The sequence below is a fragment of the Rhizobium sp. SL42 genome (assembly GCF_021729845.1).
GTDB lineage: Bacteria > Pseudomonadota > Alphaproteobacteria > Rhizobiales > Rhizobiaceae > Allorhizobium.
On the sequence record NZ_CP063397.1, the window covers coordinates 642,289 to 660,872 of the forward strand.

Below are 18,584 nucleotides of genomic sequence, written 5' to 3' on the forward strand. Positions count from 1 at the left end.
GGGATGTCGCCATGACCGAACACCTGATCCTTGCCTCCGGCAGCCAAGCCCGACGCGAGTTACTCCGCAATGCCGGATTGGCTTTTGCCGCTGAGCCGGCTCGTGTCGATGAACGTGCCATCGAGAATGGCTTGCCTGATGATCTGCGGACGCCGCAAGGCGTTGCCGAGCAGCTTGCCATTGCCAAGGCAAGAGAAGTATCCGCACGACATCCGGCCGCTATCGTCATCGGCTGCGATCAGACCATGTCACTCGGTGACCAGCTGTTTCACAAGGCACCGGATCGCGCGCACGCACATGCAACATTGAAAGCCCTGTGCGGGCAGACGCATCATCTCAACAGTGCGGTCTGCCTTGTCCGCGATAGCGACGTTCTCTGGTCCCATGTCGGCATCGCCAGAATGACCATGCGCGATTTTTCCAGCACGTTTCTGGAGGAGTATCTCGACCGAAATCTGGTGCGCATTCTCGGCAGTGTCGGATGCTATCAATTGGAGGGCGAGGGAATACAACTCTTTGATGCCTTCGATGGTGATTATTTCACCATCTTGGGGCTGCCGATGTTACCCCTTCTCGCGACGCTGCGCACACTGGGCATTAACCATGCATGATTCACGTGAAACATTTTCGCTGCGGGCCTTTGTTGCCGGCTATCCAATAAAGCATTCCCGCTCGCCGCTCATTCACGGTTTCTGGCTGAAACAATTCGGCCTGACCGGAAGCTATGAGAAAGTCGAAGTCGCGCCGGAGGATTTTGCCGGCTTCGTTCAACGCCTGAAAATGGAAGGCACATATCGCGGCGGCAATACCACCATCCCGCATAAGGAGGAAGCCTTTCGCCTTGCCGACCGGCCCGACGTGATCTGCGAGGAACTGGGTGCGGCAAACACCCTGTGGATGGAAGACGGTGCTTTGTGCGCCACAAACACAGACGGCTTCGGCTTTACAGCGAACCTCGATGCAAGCCATCAGGCGTGGGACCGGGTTGATGTCGCTGTCGTGCTCGGGGCGGGCGGTGCGAGCCGCGCGATCGTTCAAGCGCTGCGCGACCGCGGTCTGGCTGAGATCCACGTGGTAAACCGCTCTGTCGCGCGCGCGCAGGAATTGGCCGACCGCTTTGGCCGACCGCTTCGGGCGCATGGGCTTGCGGCCTTGCCGGAGTTGCTGCAAGGCGCTGGCCTTTTCGTCAATACCAGCTCATTGGGCATGGATGGGACTCCGGCTCCTGATCTTCCGTTTGCCGGCATGCGACCGGATGCTCTCGTGGCAGATATTGTCTACGTGCCGCTCAAAACGCCATTCATGCGTCAGGCAGAGAGCGTTGGATTGGCGACAGTAGACGGTCTCGGCATGTTACTGCACCAGGCCGTTCCGGGTTTCGAGAAATGGTTCGGCCGCCGTCCCGAGGTCACGCCAGAATTGCGCAACCTTGTCCTCGCAGACATCGGTGACCCGGCATGATCGTGATTGGGCTTACCGGATCAATCGGCATGGGCAAATCCACGACGGCACAGCTGTTTGCCGAAGAAGGCATTGCCGTCAATGACGCCGATCAGGTAGTCCACGATCTCTACGCTGGCGCCGCGGTTTCGGCTCTCGAGCCCGAGTTTCCCGACGCTATCGTCGATGGTGCGGTCGACCGTCAGGTCCTCGCTCGGACTCTGGCTAAGAATCCGGATAAGTTTAAGGTGCTCGAAGCCATCATCCATCCCCTTGTGAGGGCGCGGGAGATCCAGTTCGTCGACGCACATCGCGCCGCAGGCGAAGCTATCGTCCTTCTGGATATTCCTCTTCTGTTTGAAGTTGGCGCGCAGGATCGGGTGGATGTGATCATTGTGGTCTCTTGCGATAGGGAGATCCAGCGGCGGCGCGTCATGGCTCGACCTGGGATGACTGAGGAAAAATTCGCTCTCATATCGGCGCGCCAGATGCCCGATGAAGAAAAGCGGCGGCGTGCGGATTTTATCGTAGACACATCCCATGGCATTGACAGCGCACGCGCGCAGGTGAAAACCATCCTGCAGGAACTCAGACAGCGTCGACCGGAGATGCATTGATCATGCGCGAGATCGTATTCGATACCGAAACCACCGGCCTTGAAACCAAGATCGACCGCGTCATCGAAATCGGCGGTATCGAGCTGTTCAATCATTTCCCGACCGGACGCAGCTTTCACGTCTACATCAATCCGGGTGATCGCAAGGTGCATCCAGACGCGCTTGCCGTGCATGGCATCACGGATGATTTCTTGAAGGACAAGCCGCCGTTCGGTGACATTGTTGCCGAGATGCGCGAATTCTTCGATGGCGCCAAGTGGGTGGCTCACAACGCGAATTTCGACATCGGCTTCATCAATGCCGAATTCGAACGGCTTGGCCTTCCCCCTGTTCAGTCGGATGTAGTCATTGATACGCTGGCGCTTGCCCGTCGCAAGAATCCGATGGGTCCAAATTCACTGGATGCGCTTTGCCGCCGCTACGGAATTGACAATTCCCACCGCAACAAGCACGGGGCACTTCTCGACTCCGAGTTGCTGGCCGAAGTCTATATCGAAATGCTGGGCGGCCGACAGACAGCGCTTGGCCTGACCTCGGCGGAAAGCCGCCAGAACCGCAACACGGACATCCTCGAAACGGTGGAAATTTCCTACGAGCGGCCGCGTCCACTGGCAGCGCGCCTCGTGGCAAGCGAAGTCGAGGACCATTCCAAGCTTGTCGCTCGTCTCGGCGCGGGTGCCATCTGGTCGAAATTCGACGCATGAAAAAGGGCCCCGGAAGGCCCTTTTACGCGTTTGATTTTAAGTCGGACGAGATCAGTTCGGAGCACCCTGAACCTTTGCCCGCGCCTGCTCTTCGGAAACGCGCTGGGCGAACATCTGTGCGAAGTCGATCGGGTCGATCATCAGCGGCGGGAAGCCGCCATTGCGAGTGGCATCGGCGATAATCTGGCGGGCAAACGGGAACAGCAGGCGCGGGCACTCGATGAAGAGAACCGGCAGCATATGCTCCTGCGGGAAGCCGGTGATGCGGAACACGCCGCCGTAAACGAGCTCGGTGGCGAAGACCACTTTGTCGCCTTCCTTGGCTTCAGCCGTCAGCGCCAGCACCACGTCGAAGTCCGTTTCGGTCAGCGGATTGGCGTTGACGTTGACATTGATGTTGATCGCCGGCGCCTTGTCGCGAGCCTGCAGCGAACGCGGTGCACCCGGGTTTTCAAAGGACAGGTCCTTGATGTACTGGGCAAGAATGTTGAGGGAAGGGCTGCTTGTTCCCTGATTGTCGTCGGCCATAGGGCTTTTCCTCGAAGCGTGTTTTGCTAAGGCCATCTAACATCTAGGCTTTGCGCTTACAACCCTCGGCACCAGGCCCGGCCGCAGTCTAGCGGTCGCCGATCCGCGGTCCACGCCAGGGTGAGTCAGGCTTGGGATCACGAAGATATTCGTCTTCGTCGAGATCAACCACCGACGCATCCTTGCTGGTCTGATAGCTGAAGTCCGATGTGGTGAAACCACTGCGCTTGACCACGATGCGCGGCTTGGCCACGCGCCAGGCGAAATCGCGAACGAAGGGCAGGAAGAGCAGGAGCCCAATCACGTCACCGACAAAGCCAGGAACGATGAGGAGAAATGCCGCAACAACAAGCAGGCCGGCGTGAACGAGCTCTCGGCCCGGATCAACACCTTTGCTGGCTTCCGTTTGCAGGCGACGCAAGATGCCCGCCCCCTGAATGCGCAAGAGAAACAGGCCAACGATGCCGGCGAGCAGCACCAGGCCGAGTGTCGCCATGACGCCCAGAGCCTGACCGACAAGAATGAGGCTGGCGATTTCAGCAAGTGGCGCAATCAGTATGAGCGCCAGGGATATGCGCATAACGGTCTCCGAACGCCACTTGTCGATGCAATCGCAAGAGCCGGCGCAAACTCTTTGCAAAGATTGCCATTTGAATGATACGGCGCTGACGACTATATGGGAGATCGAATAAGTAAATTCAATCAAGGCCGGCGGTATCCATGGGATCAAATGATTTTGTTACATTGTTCTTTCTTGTGGCGGCGGTGCTGATATTTTTCCAGCTGCGAAGCGTCCTTGGACGCCGGACCGGGCATGAAAAGCCGCCTGTCGACCCTTTGGCACAGCGCGATCAGTCGAAAGATCCCGCTGATGACAGCAAGGTTGTAACCCTGCCGCGCCGCGACGAGGGCAATGGTGAAGATCGTTATGCCGCAATTGATGCTTTCGCCAAACCTGGCACACCGTTGAACGACCAGTTGCGTGAACTGACCCGGCACGATGCCAGTTTCAATCCGAAGGAATTTCTCAACGGCGCCAAGATGGCCTATGAGATGGTCGTCATGGCCTATGCTGACGGCGACAGGAAAACCCTGAAAACCCTTCTGTCGCGTGACGTTCTCGAGGGTTTCGAAAGCGCCATCGCCGATCGGGAGAGCCGAGGCGAAATGATCAAGTCAACGTTCGTTGGTATTGAGAAAGCCGAAATTACCCAGGCGTCGGTTCGTGACAGCGAGGAGCAGGTGACAGTGCGGATCGCCAGCCAGTTGATTACCGCGACCTATGACAAGGCCGGCACCCTTGTTGATGGCGATGCGGAAGCCGTCTCCGAGGTCAATGACGTCTGGACCTTCGCACGCGACATCCGTTCGCGTGATCCGAATTGGAAGCTGATCGCGACCGAAGCAGAACAATGACTGCAGCCCCTGTCGATTTTCGGCTGAAGCCGGTGCGCTTCGAGGATCTTCCGGGTTGGGAGAAGGATGACCCTTCGCCGATCTTCCCAGCGATGAGCGCCTGCAGGACACATATTACCGACGTCAAACCCTATCGCACCGGGTCGCTTGGCTTGAACGCTGGCGACCTTTTGCCGTTTCTTGAAGAGGCGGAAAGGGTCGATCCTCGAGACGGCGCCTCCGCGCGCGCCTTTTTCGAGGAACACTGCCAACCGTTTCGTATCGAGTTGCCCGGTGGTTCATCTGGTCGTGTGACCGCATTCTATGAGCCCGAAGTATCGGTCTCGAGCCACCCTGATGATGAATACCGCTTTCCGTTTTATCGCCGCCCCTCGGACCTGATCGATCTCGACGAAACCAATCGTCCCGCGTCCATCGATCCATCCTATGTCTTTGCCCGTGAGATTGGCGGCGTGATTTCTCTTTATCCGGACCGCAAGGCGATCGACGAGGGTTATCTGGACGGGCATGAGCTTGAGATTGCCTGGGCTCGGTCGAAGGTCGATGTCTTCTTCGCCCATGTCCAGGGAGCGGCACGTCTGCGCTATCGGGACGGGAGTATCAAACGCATAACCTATGCCGGCAAGGCGGGGCATGCGTTTTCAGCAATTGGCCGACTGCTGATCGATCTTGGAGAAATTCCGCACGCCGCAATATCGATGCAGTCGATCCGTGCCTGGCTGGCTGCCCATCCCGATCGCGTCGACGAAATCCTCTGGCACAATCGCTCCTATATTTTCTTCCGCGAAGCTGATGTCGACGACCTGAGCAAAGGACCAATTGCCGCCGCTAAGGTACCATTGGTGGCGGGGCGCTCGCTGGCCGTGGACCGCCTGATCCATACCTTCGGATTTCCTTTCTTCGTTCATGCCGAAACACTGACCAGCCTCGATCACGGTGCGCCATTTGCCCGGCTGATGCTGGCGCTCGATACCGGCTCGGCCATCCTCGGTCCCGCCCGTGGGGACATTTTTACAGGATCGGGTGACGGGGCAGGAGACCTGGCCGGCGCGGTGCACAATGCGGCGGACTTCTATATATTGATCCCGAAGCAGGCAGCAGCGAGGTTTGTCTGAGTGTCAGGCGGGTCAAAATTCAATCCGGAAGATCGCATTCTATGGGGCAAGGTGGCCCGCTCGACGCGCGCGATGCCCGGACGCCTGGAAGACCTTCTGGAATTTGAAAGGCAATTCGAGGTCGAGGCGGAGGCCGAAGACAAAGTGGCAACCAAGGTCGCGCTCGCTTTGCCGTCGAACGTTGAAAACAGACAGGCCACCAGCGCACGCAAACCCTCGGGGACACATCACCCGTTGGAACGTCCGATCAAGCGCAAGCTGTCGCGGGGCCATCTTGCGCTGGAAGCCCGCATCGATCTGCATGGCCTGATACAGAGCGAAGCGCATGGCATGCTGTTTGATTTTCTCCACCGGGCCCATGAGCGCGGTTTGCGTCACGTGCTGGTCATTACCGGTAAGGGCAGCTCGCTTGGCAGCGAAGGCGCCTTGAAACGAGCGGTGCCGATTTGGTTCTCCATGCCGGAATTCCGCTTTCTGATTTCGTCCTACGAGCCTGCGGCACGTCAGCATGGCGGCGAGGGCGCACTGTATGTTCGTCTTTCGCGTCAGGGAGCGGATCGTCGATGACCCCTTTCGGCAATGCGCTGCGCGAACTGCGGCAACGCAAGGGCGTTTCGCAAAAGCAGATGGCAGCGGCGATTGGTGTCTCGCCCGCCTATCTGTCGGCACTGGAACACGGAAAGCGCGGCCTTCCGAATTTCGATTTTCTCCAGCGTGTCGCCGGCTATTTCAACATCATCTGGGATGAGGCCGATGAGCTGTTTGCCACAGCCGGAAAGTCTGATCCCCGCGTTGTTCTGGACACGGCCGGCCTGGCACCTGACACCACTGCCTTCGCTAATGAACTCGCCCGCCTGATTCGCCAGCTGCCGCCGGATGTGGTAAGGCAATTGCAGGACGTCCTTGATGCTGCCAAAAATCGGATGTGAAAGGCGTAAATCCCGCGATATCCACGGGAAACAATGCTCGCGCCTTTGGAACTGATACCAAAACCCCTATAGTCGAGCCGCTTGAAGCTGCTGATTCGAATCAGGCAGATCCTTTGAGAATTGACTGGAAAGATTGCTGAATGACCGACTTGCCGATCACGGAAAATGATGGACCGGCCGAATATGGTGCCGACTCGATCAAGGTGCTCAAGGGACTGGATGCAGTCCGCAAGCGGCCGGGCATGTATATCGGTGATACTGACGATGGTTCAGGTCTTCACCACATGGTCTACGAAGTGGTCGACAACGCCATCGACGAAGCCTTGGCTGGACATGCCGACATTGTCACGGTCACGTTGAACGCCGACGGCTCGGTCACGGTGACCGACAACGGTCGCGGCATTCCGACAGACATTCACACGGGCGAGGGCGTATCTGCTGCAGAGGTCATCATGACCCAGCTGCATGCGGGCGGCAAATTCGACCAGAATTCCTACAAGGTTTCAGGTGGTCTACACGGCGTGGGCGTTTCCGTGGTGAACGCGCTGTCGGTCAAGTTGAACCTCAAGATCCGTCGGGTCGGCAAGGTTCATGAGATCAGCTTTACCCATGGTGTGGCCGACGCGCCGCTGCGCGTCATCGGCGACTACGAAGGCCGATCCGGCACGGAAGTCACCTTCCTGCCCAGTCCGGAAACTTTCACAAACATCGAATTCGACTACAACACGCTGGAACATCGCCTGCGTGAACTGGCCTTTCTCAATTCCGGCGTTCGCATTCTGCTGACCGACAAGCGCCGCTCGGATATCCGCCAGGAAGAAATGGTCTATGACGGCGGTCTTGAAGCCTTCGTTGTCTATCTGGACCGGGCAAAGAAGCCTCTTGTCCATAAGCCGGTCGCCATCCGCGGTGAAAAGGACGGGATCACGGTCGAAGTCGCCATGTGGTGGAACGACAGCTACCACGAGAACGTGCTTTGCTTCACCAACAACATTCCCCAGCGCGACGGCGGCACCCATATGGCGGGTTTCCGTGCCGCGCTCACCCGGCAGGTCACCTCCTATGGTGAAAGCTCTGGTATCACCAAGCGAGAGAAGGTCACCCTCCAGGGCGAAGACTGCCGCGAAGGCCTGACCGCTGTTCTTTCGGTCAAGGTGCCGGACCCGAAGTTCTCCTCGCAGACCAAGGACAAGCTTGTCTCGTCCGAAGTTCGCCCGGTTGTCGAGAGCTTGGTGAACGAAGCGCTCAGCACATGGTTCGAGGAACATCCGAGCGAAGCCAAGATTCTCGTCGGCAAGGTTGTCGAGGCAGCCGCCGCGCGCGAAGCCGCCCGCAAGGCGCGCGAACTGACGCGCCGCAAGGGCGCCCTCGACATCGCCTCGTTGCCCGGCAAGCTCGCCGATTGCTCCGAGCGCGATCCGGCCAAGTCCGAACTCTTCCTCGTCGAGGGTGACTCGGCAGGTGGCTCGGCAAAGCAGGGCCGATCCCGCGAAAGCCAGGCTATATTGCCGCTACGCGGCAAGATCCTCAACGTCGAGCGCGCGCGTTTCGACAAGATGCTGTCGAGCCAGGAAATCGGCACGCTGATCACCGCGCTCGGCACGTCGATTGGCAAAGACGAGTTCAACGCTGACAAGCTGCGCTATCACAAGATCATCATCATGACCGATGCTGACGTGGACGGCGCGCATATCAGAACATTGTTGCTGACCTTCTTCTTCCGTCAGATGCCGGAATTGATCGAGCGCGGCCATCTCTACATTGCCCAGCCGCCGCTCTATAAGGTGTCGCGCGGCAAGTCGATCCAGTATCTCAAGGACGAGAAGGCACTTGAAGAGTACCTGATCACCATGGGGATCGAGGAAGCGACGCTGACCCTTGCCAATGGCGAAGTCCGCGCCGGTCAGGATCTGCGCGATGTGATCCAGGATGCCCTTCGACTGCGCTCGCTCGTCGAAGGCCTGCATTCGCGCTACAATCGCAACGTCATCGAGCAGGCTGCCATTGCCGGTGCGCTCAATCCAGAACTCACCGACAACCGCGCCCGCGCCGAGGCAACGGCTGCCGAAGTCGCGCGCCGTCTCGACATGATTGCCGAAGAAACCGAGCGCGGCTGGCAAGGCTTTGTTACCGACGAGGGCGGTCTGCGGTTCGAGCGCATGGTCCGCGGCGTGAAAGAAACGGCAGCCGTCGATGTGGCGCTGATCGGCTCGGCAGATGCCCGCCATATCGACCAGCTGGCGCCGCGTCTGCACGACATCTATTCCGAACCGCCGGTTCTGGCGCGCAAGGACGGCAAGAGCGACATGTCTGGGCCGCGCGCATTGCTCGACCATATTTTTGCGGCGGGCCGCAAGGGTCTTTCCATGCAGCGCTATAAGGGTCTCGGAGAGATGAACGCCGAACAGTTGTGGGAAACGACGCTGGATCCGAACGTCCGTTCCTTGCTCCAGGTTCGCGTTAATGATGCGACCGATGCCGATAGCCTGTTCGCACGGCTGATGGGCGACGAAGTTGAACCGCGGCGCGACTTCATCCAGGAAAACGCACTGAGCGTTGCCAATCTCGACATCTGATCGGATCTGCAATCAAAAAACAAAGGGCCACATTCCTCAGAATGTGGCCCTTTGTTTTGTCCGCTGTTTTCACGTGAATCATGGTTAATGCGATTCACGTGAAACGCTTGATCTTGGAGTAGCCTTAGAAGCTGCCTTCGAATGCCACATCGCTCAGCGGCTTGCGGTCGTTGGGCATTTCCCTGGCGCGCAGGCCCTCCGGCAGGACCGATTTGTCACCGGGCTTTCCGATCGCAATGGCGGCCTCGACATGGAAACCTTCCGGGGCGCCGAGGTCGGTGGCTGCCTTGTCGAAATCGATGCCGGTCATGCCGTGGGCGAAATAGCCGGCCTTGACGGCCTGAAGCGCAAGCAGACCCCACGCGGCACCGGCATCGAAGCTGTGGCTGCGGAAAGGCTTTGGCGCCGATCCGTCCGCCGGGCGGCTCAGCGTATCCGAAAATACGATGATCAGCGCGGAAGCAGTCTTGGCCCAACCCTGGTTGAACTCATTCAGAATGCCGAGCAGCTTGTCGAATTCGGCAGTGCCCTTCAGGCCATAGACAAAACGCCATGGCTGATAATTGAACGCGGATGGTGCCCAATGGGCTGCATCGAGAATGGTCAGCAGATCTGCCTTCGGCATGACGCTGTCGTCGAAAGCGCGTGGAGACCAACGGTCGAGAAATACCGAATCAACATTGTGCTCGGACTGACGGCTATTGCTGGTAGTCATGGGGTTCCTTTGCAGTTTTGGCAGGCTTGCCGGCACAAGATGGCGCAATTGCCGAATCCTTGCCAGCACTTCCTTCGCGGTTGCACAAATCCCCAGGCGGACGTGGATAACAGTTAACCAGCGGATGTAATGGGAACCTTAAGCCTTTTCATTCAGCTTGTGTTGGAACGGAAATGCATGTGCCGATGTTCTCCTTGGATGCCGTGCATCAAAAGGCTTTTGCACTGCAAAAACTCTGTTAGTGTAGCATATCGAAATGGGCTTATATGCCCTACACGACCGGAAGGTGAGCCAAGCGATGTTTTATCAGCTCTATGAACTCAACCATGCTGTCATGGCGCCGTTTCGCGCGACAGCGGATGCGATGAACCTGGCCTGGAAAAACCCTCTCAACCCTTGGTCCCACACAGTCGTCGGCCGAAGCTTCTCCGCGGGCTTCGAAGTGTTTGAGCGCGTCACGCGCCGATACGGAAAGCCGGCCTTTGATCTGCCAACGACCCCGATCAATGGTGAGGCCGTCACCGTCGAGGAGGAGGTGGTCTGGCGCAAGCCGTTCTGCAACCTCATCCACTTCAAGCGCCATCTGCCGGCTGGCACCGACAAGGGCCCTCGTATCCTCATCGTCGCTCCGATGTCCGGTCACTACGCCACGCTGCTGCGCGGTACGGTTGAGGCGTTGCTGCCGAGCGCCGACGTCTACATAACCGACTGGATCGATGCCCGCATGGTACCGGTGACGGACGGTGACTTCGACCTCGACGACTATATCGACTACGTGATCGAGATGCTCCACCATCTCGGCCCGGACACGAACGTGGTCGCCGTCTGTCAGCCCTCTGTTCCGGTCCTGGCTGCGGTTGCCGTCATGGAAGCCGACGGCGATACGTGCGCACCGGCCTCGATGACGCTGATGGGTGGCCCGATCGACACCCGCATCAATCCGACAGCCGTCAACCAGCTTGCGCAGAACAAGCCAATCGAATGGTTCCGCGACAATGTCATCATGCAGGTTCCGTGGCCTCAGCCGGGCGTCATGCGTTCCGTCTACCCGGGCTTCCTGCAGCTTTCAGGCTTCATGTCGATGAACCTCGATCGACATATGATCGCGCACAAGGAGTTCTACGGCCATCTCGTCAAGAATGACGGCGATTCGGCCGAAAAACATCGCGACTTCTACGACGAATATCTGGCCGTCATGGATCTCACCGCCGAGTTCTATCTCCAGACCGTGGATACGGTTTTCATCAAGCATTCGTTGCCGAAAGGCGAGATGCTTCATCGTGGCAAGCCGGTCGACACCAAGGCGATCCGCAAGGTCGCGCTGCTGACGGTAGAAGGCGAGAATGATGATATCTCCGGTGTTGGGCAGACACAGGCAGCGCAGACGATCTGCAGCAGCATCCCGGACGAGATGCGCATGCACTACATGCAGCCGGATGTCGGCCACTATGGCGTATTCAACGGTTCGCGTTTCCGCAGGGAGATCGCGCCCCGTATCATCGCCTTCGCCACCAAACACAGCAAGGGTGTGAAGGCGACGCCAGTAAAGCGCGTCATCAAGGGCGGCAAGGCGGGCTGACGTTCGAACCAATAGCTCCGATTTACATTAGCGGATTCAGATGGTTGTCCATTTGGGTCCGCATTTCTCTTGAACGCGCGGCTGCCATTTCCCACATCGATTCCATCGGTCGGCATCCTGCCCCCGATGAAACGAGGGTAATCGATGATGAACCAGTCAGCATTGCTTCGACCGGATTGGACTCCGGCGACCGTCGTCCTGATGGTACTTGGATTCATGGTATTCTGGCCACTCGGCCTTGCCATGCTTGCCTACATTCTGTTTGGCGACAAGTTCCAGACTTTCAAGCGTGAAGCCAACCGCAAGGCGGACGACGCGTTTGCCTGGTGTCGCTCGAGCCGCTATCAGGGCTCGACTTCGGCCACCGGCAATGTCGCCTTTGATGATTGGCGCAAGGCAGAGCTCGATCGGCTTGATGAAGAGCGTCGCAAGCTCGATGAAATGCGTGCGGATTTCGACGCCTATGCGCGTGAACTGCGCCGCGCCAAGGACCAGGAAGAATTCGATCGCTTCATGCGCGATCGCCAACAGGTGAAGTCTGCCGATCAGGGGATTGCGCCAATGGGCAATTCCGGCAACTGAAAACGCGCCTGCGCGACCAAAACGAGGCCGGCATCCTTGATGCCGGCCTTTTTATGCGTCAATTTCCCGTACGAATCGGCTAAAAGACAACGATGTTCTCCCTGTTCAAAAAGCCCGCTGTAACCCGCACGTCCAGTATCGCGCTGGACAGGATGCTGGCCGTTGACGGCCGTGAACTGCCTCTGACGATCCGCAGGAACACCCGCGCAACACGCATCACGCTGCGTATCGAGCCCGGCGGAAGGGCGCTCAAGATGACCATCCCGCATGGACTCAGGGAACGGGACATCGAGGACTTCCTCGATCGCCATCAGGGCTGGCTCCGCACCCGGCTTGCGCGGCAGGCCGCCGGCGGCGCGATCGAGGATGGTGGCGAGATTGCGCTGCGCGGCGTCAAGCACCGCATCGTCCACTCCGGACAGATGCGGGGGCTGACCCAGTCGATTGACAGCGAAATCGGCCATATCCTCAGCGTCAGCGGTCTCGAGGATCATCTGCCACGCCGTATCTGCGATTTTCTCAAGAAGGAGGCACGTCGGGATCTGGAGCGTTTGGCCGAGCAACATGCCCGGTCTGTCGGCAAACCGATCAGGAGCCTGAGCTTGAAGGACACCCGCAGCCGATGGGGATCTTGTTCCTGGGATGGCAAGCTGAGCTTCTCCTGGCGCATCGTCATGGCACCGCCGCCTGTGATCGATTATCTCGCCGCGCATGAAGTCGCACATCTGCGTGAGATGAACCATGGGCCGGCATTTTGGTCGCTTTGCAAGGAGCTCTGCCCCCACATGGATGAATCGAAGGCTTGGTTAAAGCGGCATGGCTCTGCGCTTCATGCGATCGACTTCGGCTGATCGATCCCTGACCGTTCAGCATAGGTCGCAATTTGGCTCGACTCTTTTGTGATTTCGTGCGACTTCGCTGCCATGAGACCCGATATCAAGATCTGCGGATTGAAGACGCCGGAGGCTGTCGATCGCGCTGTTGAGCGCGGGGCGACCCATATCGGCTTCATATTTTTTGCCAAGAGCCCGCGCAATATCGAGCCGGACATTGCCGGTGCTCTGGCGGACCGCGTCCGCGGCCGGGCCAAGATCGTTGCTGTGACGGTCGATGCTGATGCGGACGATCTGGACGAGATCATCGCTCTGCTGCGTCCGGATATCTTGCAATTTCACGGACATGAAAGCCCGGAGCGGCTTTTGACGGTCAAGGCGATGACCGGTTTGCCGATCATGAAGGCATTTTCGATCCGTGAGCCAGATGATCTCAAGCGCATCGAACCCTATATAGGTATTGCCGATCGTTTTCTCTTCGATGCGAAGCCGCCGGTCGGCTCGGATCTGCCCGGCGGAAATGGCGTCACATTTGATTGGCGACTGTTGCGCTCGCTTGACGAAAGTGTGAATTACATGCTTTCCGGTGGGCTCAACAAGGACAACATAGCGGACGCCCTGCGCGAAACGGGCGCTCGTGGGATTGATGTTTCCTCGGGCGTCGAAAGCGCGCCCGGGGTCAAGGATCTGCAGATGATGGACGAGTTTTTTGCGGCGGTCGCTGAGGCTTCGCGCCGCGTACCGGTATCAGGGAGTGTCAAGTGAACGAGTCACCCAAACCCAATTCCTTCCGGGAAGGCCCGGACGAGGACGGCCGCTTCGGCATCTTCGGTGGCCGCTTCGTCGCCGAAACCCTGATGCCGTTGATCCTCGACCTTCAGGCCGAGTGGGAAAAGGCAAAGACCGATCCGGAATTCCAGGCTGAGCTGGCGCATCTGAATACCCATTATACTGGCCGGCCGAGCCCGCTTTATTTCGCCGAGCGCCTGACGGAAGAACTGGGTGGCGCAAAGATCTATTTCAAGCGCGACGAGCTCAACCACACCGGTTCGCACAAGATCAACAATTGCCTCGGTCAGATCCTGCTTGCCAAGCGCATGGGCAAGACCCGCATCATCGCCGAGACCGGTGCCGGCCAGCATGGCGTGGCATCTGCGACGGTAGCTGCCCGTTTCGGCATTCCCTGTGTCGTCTATATGGGCGCGACCGATGTCGAGCGTCAGGCACCGAACGTTTTCCGCATGAAGCTGCTCGGCGCCGAAGTGAAGCCGGTAACGGCAGGACACGGCACCTTGAAGGATGCCATGAACGAGGCGCTCCGCGACTGGGTCACCAATGTTGACGATACCTATTACATGATCGGCACAGCCGCTGGCCCGCATCCCTATCCGGAGATGGTGCGCGACTTCCAGTCGGTGATCGGTCGCGAAACACGCGAGCAGATAATGGCTGCCGAAGGTCGGCTCCCGGACATGCTCATTGCGGCCGTAGGCGGCGGTTCCAATGCCATCGGCCTCTTCCATCCTTTCCTGGATGACGAAAGCGTTCGCATAGTTGGCGTAGAAGCCGGCGGCAAGGGCCTCGAGGGCGAGGAACATTGCGCCTCTCTGACGGCGGGTTCGCCAGGCGTATTGCATGGCAACCGCACCTACTTGCTGCAGGACGGCGATGGCCAGATTAAGGAAGGTCATTCGATCTCCGCCGGCCTCGACTATCCTGGCATCGGCCCGGAACACTCCTGGCTGAAGGACATGGGCCGTGTCGAATATGTGCCGATCAAGGACGATGAGGCGCTTGCGGCCTTCCAGATGCTGACCCGCACCGAAGGCATCATCCCAGCGCTCGAGCCGAGCCACGCGCTCGCCGAAGTCATTAAGCGCGCGCCGACGATGGGCAAGGACCAGATCATTGTCATGAATCTCTGCGGACGCGGCGACAAGGACATCTTCACCGTCGGCAAGATTCTCGGAATGGGGCTCTGATCATGACTGCACGCATGGATAAACGCTTCGCCGATCTGAAGGCTGAAGGCCGTCCCGCCCTGGTAACCTATTTCATGGCCGGCGATCCGGACTACGCCACATCACTGGCGATCATGAAGGCGCTGCCGGAAGCTGGCTCCGACGTGATCGAACTTGGCATGCCTTTCTCCGATCCGATGGCCGATGGTCCTGCGATCCAGATGGCGGGACAGCGCGCCCTGAAGTCAGGCCAGACCCTGCTCAAGACGCTCGAACTCGCGCGCGAATTCCGCAAGACCGATCAGACAACGCCGATCGTGCTCATGGGCTACTACAATCCGATCTACGTCTTCGGTGTCGAGCATTTTCTCGATGTGGCGGTCGACGTTGGTATCGATGGCCTGATCGTCGTCGATCTTCCACCGGAAATGGACGACGAACTCTGCATTCCCGCCCGCCGTCGCGACATCAACTTCATTCGTCTGGCCACGCCGACGACGGACGACAAGCGTCTGCCGACCGTGCTGCAGAACACGTCCGGCTTTGTCTATTACGTGTCGATGAATGGCATCACAGGTTCCTCGATGCTTGATCCTTCGCGCGTTTCCGGTGCGGTTCAGCGCATCAAGGCCCACACGGATCTGCCGATCTGCGTCGGCTTCGGCGTCAAGACCGCCGAACATGCCCGCCTGATTGGTGCCAATGCAGACGGCGTTGTCGTCGGCACGGCTATTGTCAATCAGGTCGCCAACAATCTGACAGCTGACGGGAAAGCCACGGCGGATACGGTTCAGGCCGTCGTCACCCTGGTTCGCGGCCTTGCAAGCGGTACGCGCAGTGCGCGCCTTGCTGCTGCCGAATAATTTTCCGATAAAGGCTGTAAAAGTCAGGAGTATACCGCGTGAACTGGATCACCAACTATGTGCGCCCGCGCATCAATTCCATGCTGGGTCGCCGGGAAGTGCCGGAAAACCTCTGGATCAAGTGCCCCGAAACCGGCGAAATGGTCTTCCACAAGGACCTCGAAGAGAACAAGTGGGTCATTCCTGCCTCCGGCTATCACATGAAGATGCCAGCCAAGGCACGCCTGATCCACCTGTTCGACAACGGCCAGTATGAAGCGCTGCAGCAACCGAAGGTCGCGCAGGACCCGCTGAAGTTCCGCGATTCCAAGAAATACACCGACCGCCTGAAAGATAGCCGTCTGAAAACCGAACAGGAAGACACCATCTTGGCCGGCGTCGGCACCGTTCAGGGGCTCAAGCTGGTGGCCGTTGTTCATGAGTTCAACTTCATGGGCGGTTCGCTCGGCATCGCAGCCGGTGAGGCGATCGTGAAGGCCTTCGAGCGCGCGCTGAAGGAAAAGTGCCCGCTGGTCATGTTCCCCGCATCGGGCGGCGCACGCATGCAGGAAGGCATCCTGTCCCTGATGCAGTTGCCGCGCACGACGGTTGCGGTCGACATGCTGAAGGAAGCGGGCCTTCCTTACATCGTGGTTCTGACCAACCCGACCACGGGTGGCGTGACGGCGTCCTACGCAATGCTGGGTGATCTGCACATCGCGGAGCCCGGCGCTGAAATCTGCTTCGCCGGCAAACGTGTCATCGAGCAGACCATCCGCGAAAAGCTGCCGGAAGGTTTCCAGACATCGGAATATCTGCTTGAGCACGGCATGGTCGATATGGTTGTCAAGCGTCACGAGATTCCCGATCTTCTCGCCCGCGTTTTGAAGATCATGACCAAGCGTCCTGCCAATGATGTGGTTTCAAACGCCACTCCAGCCCTTACGACGAAGGCGTCGGCCTGAGACGACCATCGTCTTTGGCCAATGGCAGTGGAACGACCGTGATGACAGTGCCTACCTTGAGCCTGGCCGATGCCGAGATCGAAAAACTCATGGGGTTGCACCCCAAGGGATACGATCTCTCCCTCGACCGTATTCGCCGCCTGCTCGATCTGCTCGGCAATCCCGAAAAGCGTTTGCCGCCGGTTATTCATGTGGCGGGCACCAACGGCAAGGGCTCGGCGACGGCCTTTTGCCGGGCACTGCTCGAAGCCCAGGGCTTATCGGTCCACGTGCACACCTCGCCGCATCTGGTCCGCTGGCATGAACGCTATCGCATAGGGGTCAAGGGCGGTCGTGGCCAGATCGTTGATGACGCGGTCTTTGCCGATGCGCTCCGCCGTGTCGCCGATGCCAATGGCGGCCAGTCGATCACCGTTTTCGAGATCCTGACGGCGGTCACATTTCTGCTGTTTTCAGAACAGCCTGCCGACGTTTCCGTCATAGAGGTTGGTCTCGGTGGTCGCTTCGACGCCACCAATGTGGTTGAAAAACCCGCTGTTTCTATCATCCAGCCAATCTCGCTCGATCACCAGGCCTATCTTGGCGACCGCGTCGAACTGATCGCGGCCGAGAAGGCCGGCATCATGAAACGCGGTGTTCCCGTCGTCATTGGGCACCAGGAATTCGAAGGTGCCCGTGATGTGTTGATCACCACGGCCGAACGACTTGGCTGTCCGCTTTCTGTCTTTAGCCAGGATTTTCTTGGTTACGAGGAATTCGGTCGGTTGGTCTATCAGGACGAGTTCGGCCTCATGGACTTGCCGCTTCCCCGTCTTCCAGGTCGCCACCAGATAGGCAACGCCGCGACCGCGATTCGCGCCGTCAAGGCGGCTGGGTTTACGGTCAACGAGATGATTGCCGAAAAGGCCATGCAGTCCGTCGAATGGCCCGGCCGACTGCAAAGATTGACCGAAGGGCATCTGGTCGATCGCGCGCCTGCGGGTGCTGAAATCTGGCTTGATGGCGGCCACAATCCGGGTGCTGGCGAAGTAATCGCAGAAGCCATGGCTGCGATGGAAGAGCGCAAGGCCCGCCCCCTGCACCTGATCGTCGGCATGATCAATACCAAGGACCCGATCGGTTATTTCCGCGCCTTCACCGGCATTGCCCACGCGGTCTACACGGTTCCGATCGAAGGCTCCGATGTAGGTCTTGATCCGGTCGCGCTGGCCCAGTCCGCAGCGGATGCAGGACTGACCGCTTTGCCGACGGGGTCGCTCGGTGAGGCGTTGAATGCTATAGCCGAAAGAGTTGCGGGAGGCCCGCCGCCGCGCATCATGATTGGCGGCTCGCTCTATCTCGCCGGCAATGTTCTGGCCCAGAACGGCACCATTCCGACATGAAAAAAAAGCCCGGATTAGCCGGGCTTTTCAGTCAGTATTGCCAATCTTGCCAAGGCCTCAGGCGGCGCTGGAAATCCAGCTCGACAAAGCGGTCTTCGGAGCCGCGCCGACCTTGATGTCGGCCACTTCGCCACCCTTGAACACGGCCAGCGTCGGGATCGAGCGAACGCCGAACTGGGCAGCCAGTTCCGGGTTTTCATCGATGTTCAGCTTGACGATCTTCACCTTGCCGGCGAGCTCGTTGGAGATTTCCTCCAAGCTCGGGGCAATCATCTTGCACGGGCCGCACCATTCAGCCCAGAAATCCACGACAACCGGCTCGGCGGCGTTGAGAACTTCGGCCTGAAAATTGGACTTGTCGACTTTTACAGTAGCCATCGGGCTCTCCTTATAGATATCG

General features: G+C 58.8%; 21 protein-coding genes. 17 read left to right on the top strand and 4 right to left on the bottom strand.

Features of this window, described 5'->3' with window-relative positions:
* Nucleotides 1–11 precede the first annotated feature (11 nt).
* The 4 genes from IM739_RS02850 to dnaQ are packed head-to-tail and all read left to right on the top strand — an operon-like array spanning nucleotide 12 to nucleotide 2,761.
* Nucleotides 12–611 carry a Maf family protein gene (locus tag IM739_RS02850; protein ID WP_237369742.1) on the top strand — a complete coding sequence of 200 codons (600 nt, stop codon included), beginning with the start codon at nucleotides 12–14 and terminating at the stop codon, nucleotides 609–611.
* Nucleotides 604–1,461, top strand: coding sequence for a shikimate dehydrogenase (locus IM739_RS02855; protein ID WP_237369743.1), 858 nt, complete (start codon nucleotides 604–606; stop codon nucleotides 1,459–1,461). The genes IM739_RS02850 and IM739_RS02855 overlap by 8 nt, the downstream gene beginning before the upstream one ends.
* Entirely contained in the window at nucleotides 1,458–2,057 is a 600-nt protein-coding gene (coaE, locus tag IM739_RS02860; RefSeq protein WP_237369744.1) for a dephospho-CoA kinase, read from the top strand. The genes IM739_RS02855 and coaE overlap by 4 nt, the downstream gene beginning before the upstream one ends.
* Nucleotides 2,058–2,059: 2 nt before the next feature.
* Complete coding sequence (gene dnaQ / locus IM739_RS02865) at nucleotides 2,060–2,761, top strand: DNA polymerase III subunit epsilon (protein WP_237369745.1); 702 nt, start codon at nucleotides 2,060–2,062, stop codon at nucleotides 2,759–2,761.
* Nucleotides 2,762–2,812: 51 nt separating this feature from the next.
* On the opposite strand, the gene secB is transcribed toward dnaQ, so the two are convergent.
* Nucleotides 2,813–3,289: a protein-export chaperone SecB gene (secB, locus tag IM739_RS02870; RefSeq protein ID WP_007605662.1), complete on the bottom strand. Its 477-nt coding sequence runs from the start codon at nucleotides 3,287–3,289 to the stop codon at nucleotides 2,813–2,815.
* Nucleotides 3,290–3,377: 88 nt separating this feature from the next.
* Nucleotides 3,378–3,869 carry an FxsA family protein gene (locus tag IM739_RS02875; protein WP_237369746.1) on the bottom strand — a complete coding sequence of 164 codons (492 nt, stop codon included), beginning with the start codon at nucleotides 3,867–3,869 and terminating at the stop codon, nucleotides 3,378–3,380.
* A 140-nt stretch (nucleotides 3,870–4,009) separates the two neighbouring features.
* Between IM739_RS02875 and IM739_RS02880 the strand changes: the two genes are divergently transcribed.
* The 5 genes from IM739_RS02880 to gyrB all read left to right on the top strand — a co-directional run bounded on the left by IM739_RS02880 (nucleotide 4,010) and on the right by gyrB (nucleotide 9,325).
* A complete protein-coding gene (locus IM739_RS02880; RefSeq protein ID WP_237369747.1) occupies nucleotides 4,010–4,705 on the top strand; it encodes a Tim44/TimA family putative adaptor protein in 696 nt (231 codons plus the stop codon).
* Nucleotides 4,702–5,820 carry a murein transglycosylase A gene (gene mltA / locus IM739_RS02885; RefSeq protein ID WP_237369748.1) on the top strand — a complete coding sequence of 373 codons (1,119 nt, stop codon included), beginning with the start codon at nucleotides 4,702–4,704 and terminating at the stop codon, nucleotides 5,818–5,820. Before IM739_RS02880 ends, mltA begins: the two co-directional genes overlap by 4 nt.
* Nucleotides 5,821–6,387, top strand: coding sequence for a Smr/MutS family protein (locus IM739_RS02890; RefSeq protein WP_237369749.1), 567 nt, complete (start codon nucleotides 5,821–5,823; stop codon nucleotides 6,385–6,387).
* Entirely contained in the window at nucleotides 6,384–6,749 is a 366-nt protein-coding gene (locus IM739_RS02895; RefSeq protein ID WP_237369750.1) for a helix-turn-helix domain-containing protein, read from the top strand. Before IM739_RS02890 ends, IM739_RS02895 begins: the two co-directional genes overlap by 4 nt.
* Nucleotides 6,750–6,889: 140 nt before the next feature.
* Nucleotides 6,890–9,325, top strand: a complete 2,436-nt coding sequence (gene gyrB, locus IM739_RS02900; RefSeq protein WP_237369751.1) for a DNA topoisomerase (ATP-hydrolyzing) subunit B — start codon at nucleotides 6,890–6,892, stop codon at nucleotides 9,323–9,325.
* 124 nt (nucleotides 9,326–9,449) lie between these two features.
* Here gyrB and IM739_RS02905 read toward each other — a convergent pair whose 3' ends face one another.
* Complete coding sequence (locus tag IM739_RS02905; RefSeq protein WP_237369752.1) at nucleotides 9,450–10,040, bottom strand: nitroreductase family protein; 591 nt, start codon at nucleotides 10,038–10,040, stop codon at nucleotides 9,450–9,452.
* Nucleotides 10,041–10,338: 298 nt separating this feature from the next.
* Between IM739_RS02905 and IM739_RS02910 the strand changes: the two genes are divergently transcribed.
* From IM739_RS02910 to IM739_RS02945, 8 genes are all read left to right on the top strand, one after another.
* Entirely contained in the window at nucleotides 10,339–11,619 is a 1,281-nt protein-coding gene (locus IM739_RS02910; protein WP_237369753.1) for a polyhydroxyalkanoate depolymerase, read from the top strand.
* A 147-nt stretch (nucleotides 11,620–11,766) separates the two neighbouring features.
* On the top strand, nucleotides 11,767–12,201 hold the full coding sequence (locus tag IM739_RS02915) for a DUF2852 domain-containing protein (RefSeq protein ID WP_237370954.1): 435 nt from the start codon (nucleotides 11,767–11,769) through the stop codon (nucleotides 12,199–12,201).
* Nucleotides 12,202–12,293: 92 nt separating this feature from the next.
* The gene (locus IM739_RS02920) at nucleotides 12,294–13,052 is read left to right on the top strand and encodes a M48 family metallopeptidase (RefSeq protein WP_237369754.1); all 759 of its coding nucleotides are present in this window, start codon (nucleotides 12,294–12,296) and stop codon (nucleotides 13,050–13,052) included.
* A 72-nt stretch (nucleotides 13,053–13,124) separates the two neighbouring features.
* A complete protein-coding gene (locus IM739_RS02925) occupies nucleotides 13,125–13,799 on the top strand; it encodes a phosphoribosylanthranilate isomerase (RefSeq protein ID WP_237369755.1) in 675 nt (224 codons plus the stop codon).
* Nucleotides 13,796–15,016, top strand: coding sequence for a tryptophan synthase subunit beta (trpB, locus tag IM739_RS02930; protein ID WP_237369756.1), 1,221 nt, complete (start codon nucleotides 13,796–13,798; stop codon nucleotides 15,014–15,016). The genes IM739_RS02925 and trpB overlap by 4 nt, the downstream gene beginning before the upstream one ends.
* 2 nt (nucleotides 15,017–15,018) lie before the next feature.
* Nucleotides 15,019–15,858 (top strand): tryptophan synthase subunit alpha, encoded by an 840-nt coding sequence (gene trpA, locus IM739_RS02935; protein WP_237369757.1) that lies wholly within the window; start codon nucleotides 15,019–15,021, stop codon nucleotides 15,856–15,858.
* Between the two features lie 38 nt (nucleotides 15,859–15,896).
* On the top strand, nucleotides 15,897–16,802 hold the full coding sequence (gene accD, locus IM739_RS02940; protein WP_237369758.1) for an acetyl-CoA carboxylase, carboxyltransferase subunit beta: 906 nt from the start codon (nucleotides 15,897–15,899) through the stop codon (nucleotides 16,800–16,802).
* A 41-nt stretch (nucleotides 16,803–16,843) separates the two neighbouring features.
* On the top strand, nucleotides 16,844–18,184 hold the full coding sequence (locus IM739_RS02945; RefSeq protein WP_237369759.1) for a bifunctional folylpolyglutamate synthase/dihydrofolate synthase: 1,341 nt from the start codon (nucleotides 16,844–16,846) through the stop codon (nucleotides 18,182–18,184).
* Nucleotides 18,185–18,241: 57 nt separating this feature from the next.
* Here IM739_RS02945 and trxA read toward each other — a convergent pair whose 3' ends face one another.
* A complete protein-coding gene (trxA, locus tag IM739_RS02950; protein WP_237369760.1) occupies nucleotides 18,242–18,562 on the bottom strand; it encodes a thioredoxin in 321 nt (106 codons plus the stop codon).
* Between the last annotated feature and the right edge of the window lie 22 nt (nucleotides 18,563–18,584).

What these genes read in the sequence shown, in the direction of transcription:
- IM739_RS02850 (WP_237369742.1), top strand. Translation starts at nt 12, where the DNA reads ATGACCGAACACCTGATCCTTGCCTCCGGCAGCCAAGCCCGACGCGAG.
- IM739_RS02855 (WP_237369743.1), top strand. Translation starts at nt 604, where the DNA reads ATGCATGATTCACGTGAAACATTTTCGCTGCGGGCCTTTGTTGCCGGC.
- coaE (WP_237369744.1), top strand. Translation starts at nt 1,458, where the DNA reads ATGATCGTGATTGGGCTTACCGGATCAATCGGCATGGGCAAATCCACG.
- dnaQ (WP_237369745.1), top strand. Translation starts at nt 2,060, where the DNA reads ATGCGCGAGATCGTATTCGATACCGAAACCACCGGCCTTGAAACCAAG.
- secB (WP_007605662.1), bottom strand. Translation starts at nt 3,289, where the DNA reads ATGGCCGACGACAATCAGGGAACAAGCAGCCCTTCCCTCAACATTCTT.
- IM739_RS02875 (WP_237369746.1), bottom strand. Translation starts at nt 3,869, where the DNA reads ATGCGCATATCCCTGGCGCTCATACTGATTGCGCCACTTGCTGAAATC.
- IM739_RS02880 (WP_237369747.1), top strand. Translation starts at nt 4,010, where the DNA reads ATGGGATCAAATGATTTTGTTACATTGTTCTTTCTTGTGGCGGCGGTG.
- mltA (WP_237369748.1), top strand. Translation starts at nt 4,702, where the DNA reads ATGACTGCAGCCCCTGTCGATTTTCGGCTGAAGCCGGTGCGCTTCGAG.
- IM739_RS02895 (WP_237369750.1), top strand. Translation starts at nt 6,384, where the DNA reads ATGACCCCTTTCGGCAATGCGCTGCGCGAACTGCGGCAACGCAAGGGC.
- gyrB (WP_237369751.1), top strand. Translation starts at nt 6,890, where the DNA reads ATGACCGACTTGCCGATCACGGAAAATGATGGACCGGCCGAATATGGT.
- IM739_RS02905 (WP_237369752.1), bottom strand. Translation starts at nt 10,040, where the DNA reads ATGACTACCAGCAATAGCCGTCAGTCCGAGCACAATGTTGATTCGGTA.
- IM739_RS02910 (WP_237369753.1), top strand. Translation starts at nt 10,339, where the DNA reads ATGTTTTATCAGCTCTATGAACTCAACCATGCTGTCATGGCGCCGTTT.
- IM739_RS02915 (WP_237370954.1), top strand. Translation starts at nt 11,767, where the DNA reads ATGAACCAGTCAGCATTGCTTCGACCGGATTGGACTCCGGCGACCGTC.
- IM739_RS02920 (WP_237369754.1), top strand. Translation starts at nt 12,294, where the DNA reads ATGTTCTCCCTGTTCAAAAAGCCCGCTGTAACCCGCACGTCCAGTATC.
- IM739_RS02925 (WP_237369755.1), top strand. Translation starts at nt 13,125, where the DNA reads ATGAGACCCGATATCAAGATCTGCGGATTGAAGACGCCGGAGGCTGTC.
- trpA (WP_237369757.1), top strand. Translation starts at nt 15,019, where the DNA reads ATGACTGCACGCATGGATAAACGCTTCGCCGATCTGAAGGCTGAAGGC.
- IM739_RS02945 (WP_237369759.1), top strand. Translation starts at nt 16,844, where the DNA reads ATGACAGTGCCTACCTTGAGCCTGGCCGATGCCGAGATCGAAAAACTC.
- trxA (WP_237369760.1), bottom strand. Translation starts at nt 18,562, where the DNA reads ATGGCTACTGTAAAAGTCGACAAGTCCAATTTTCAGGCCGAAGTTCTC.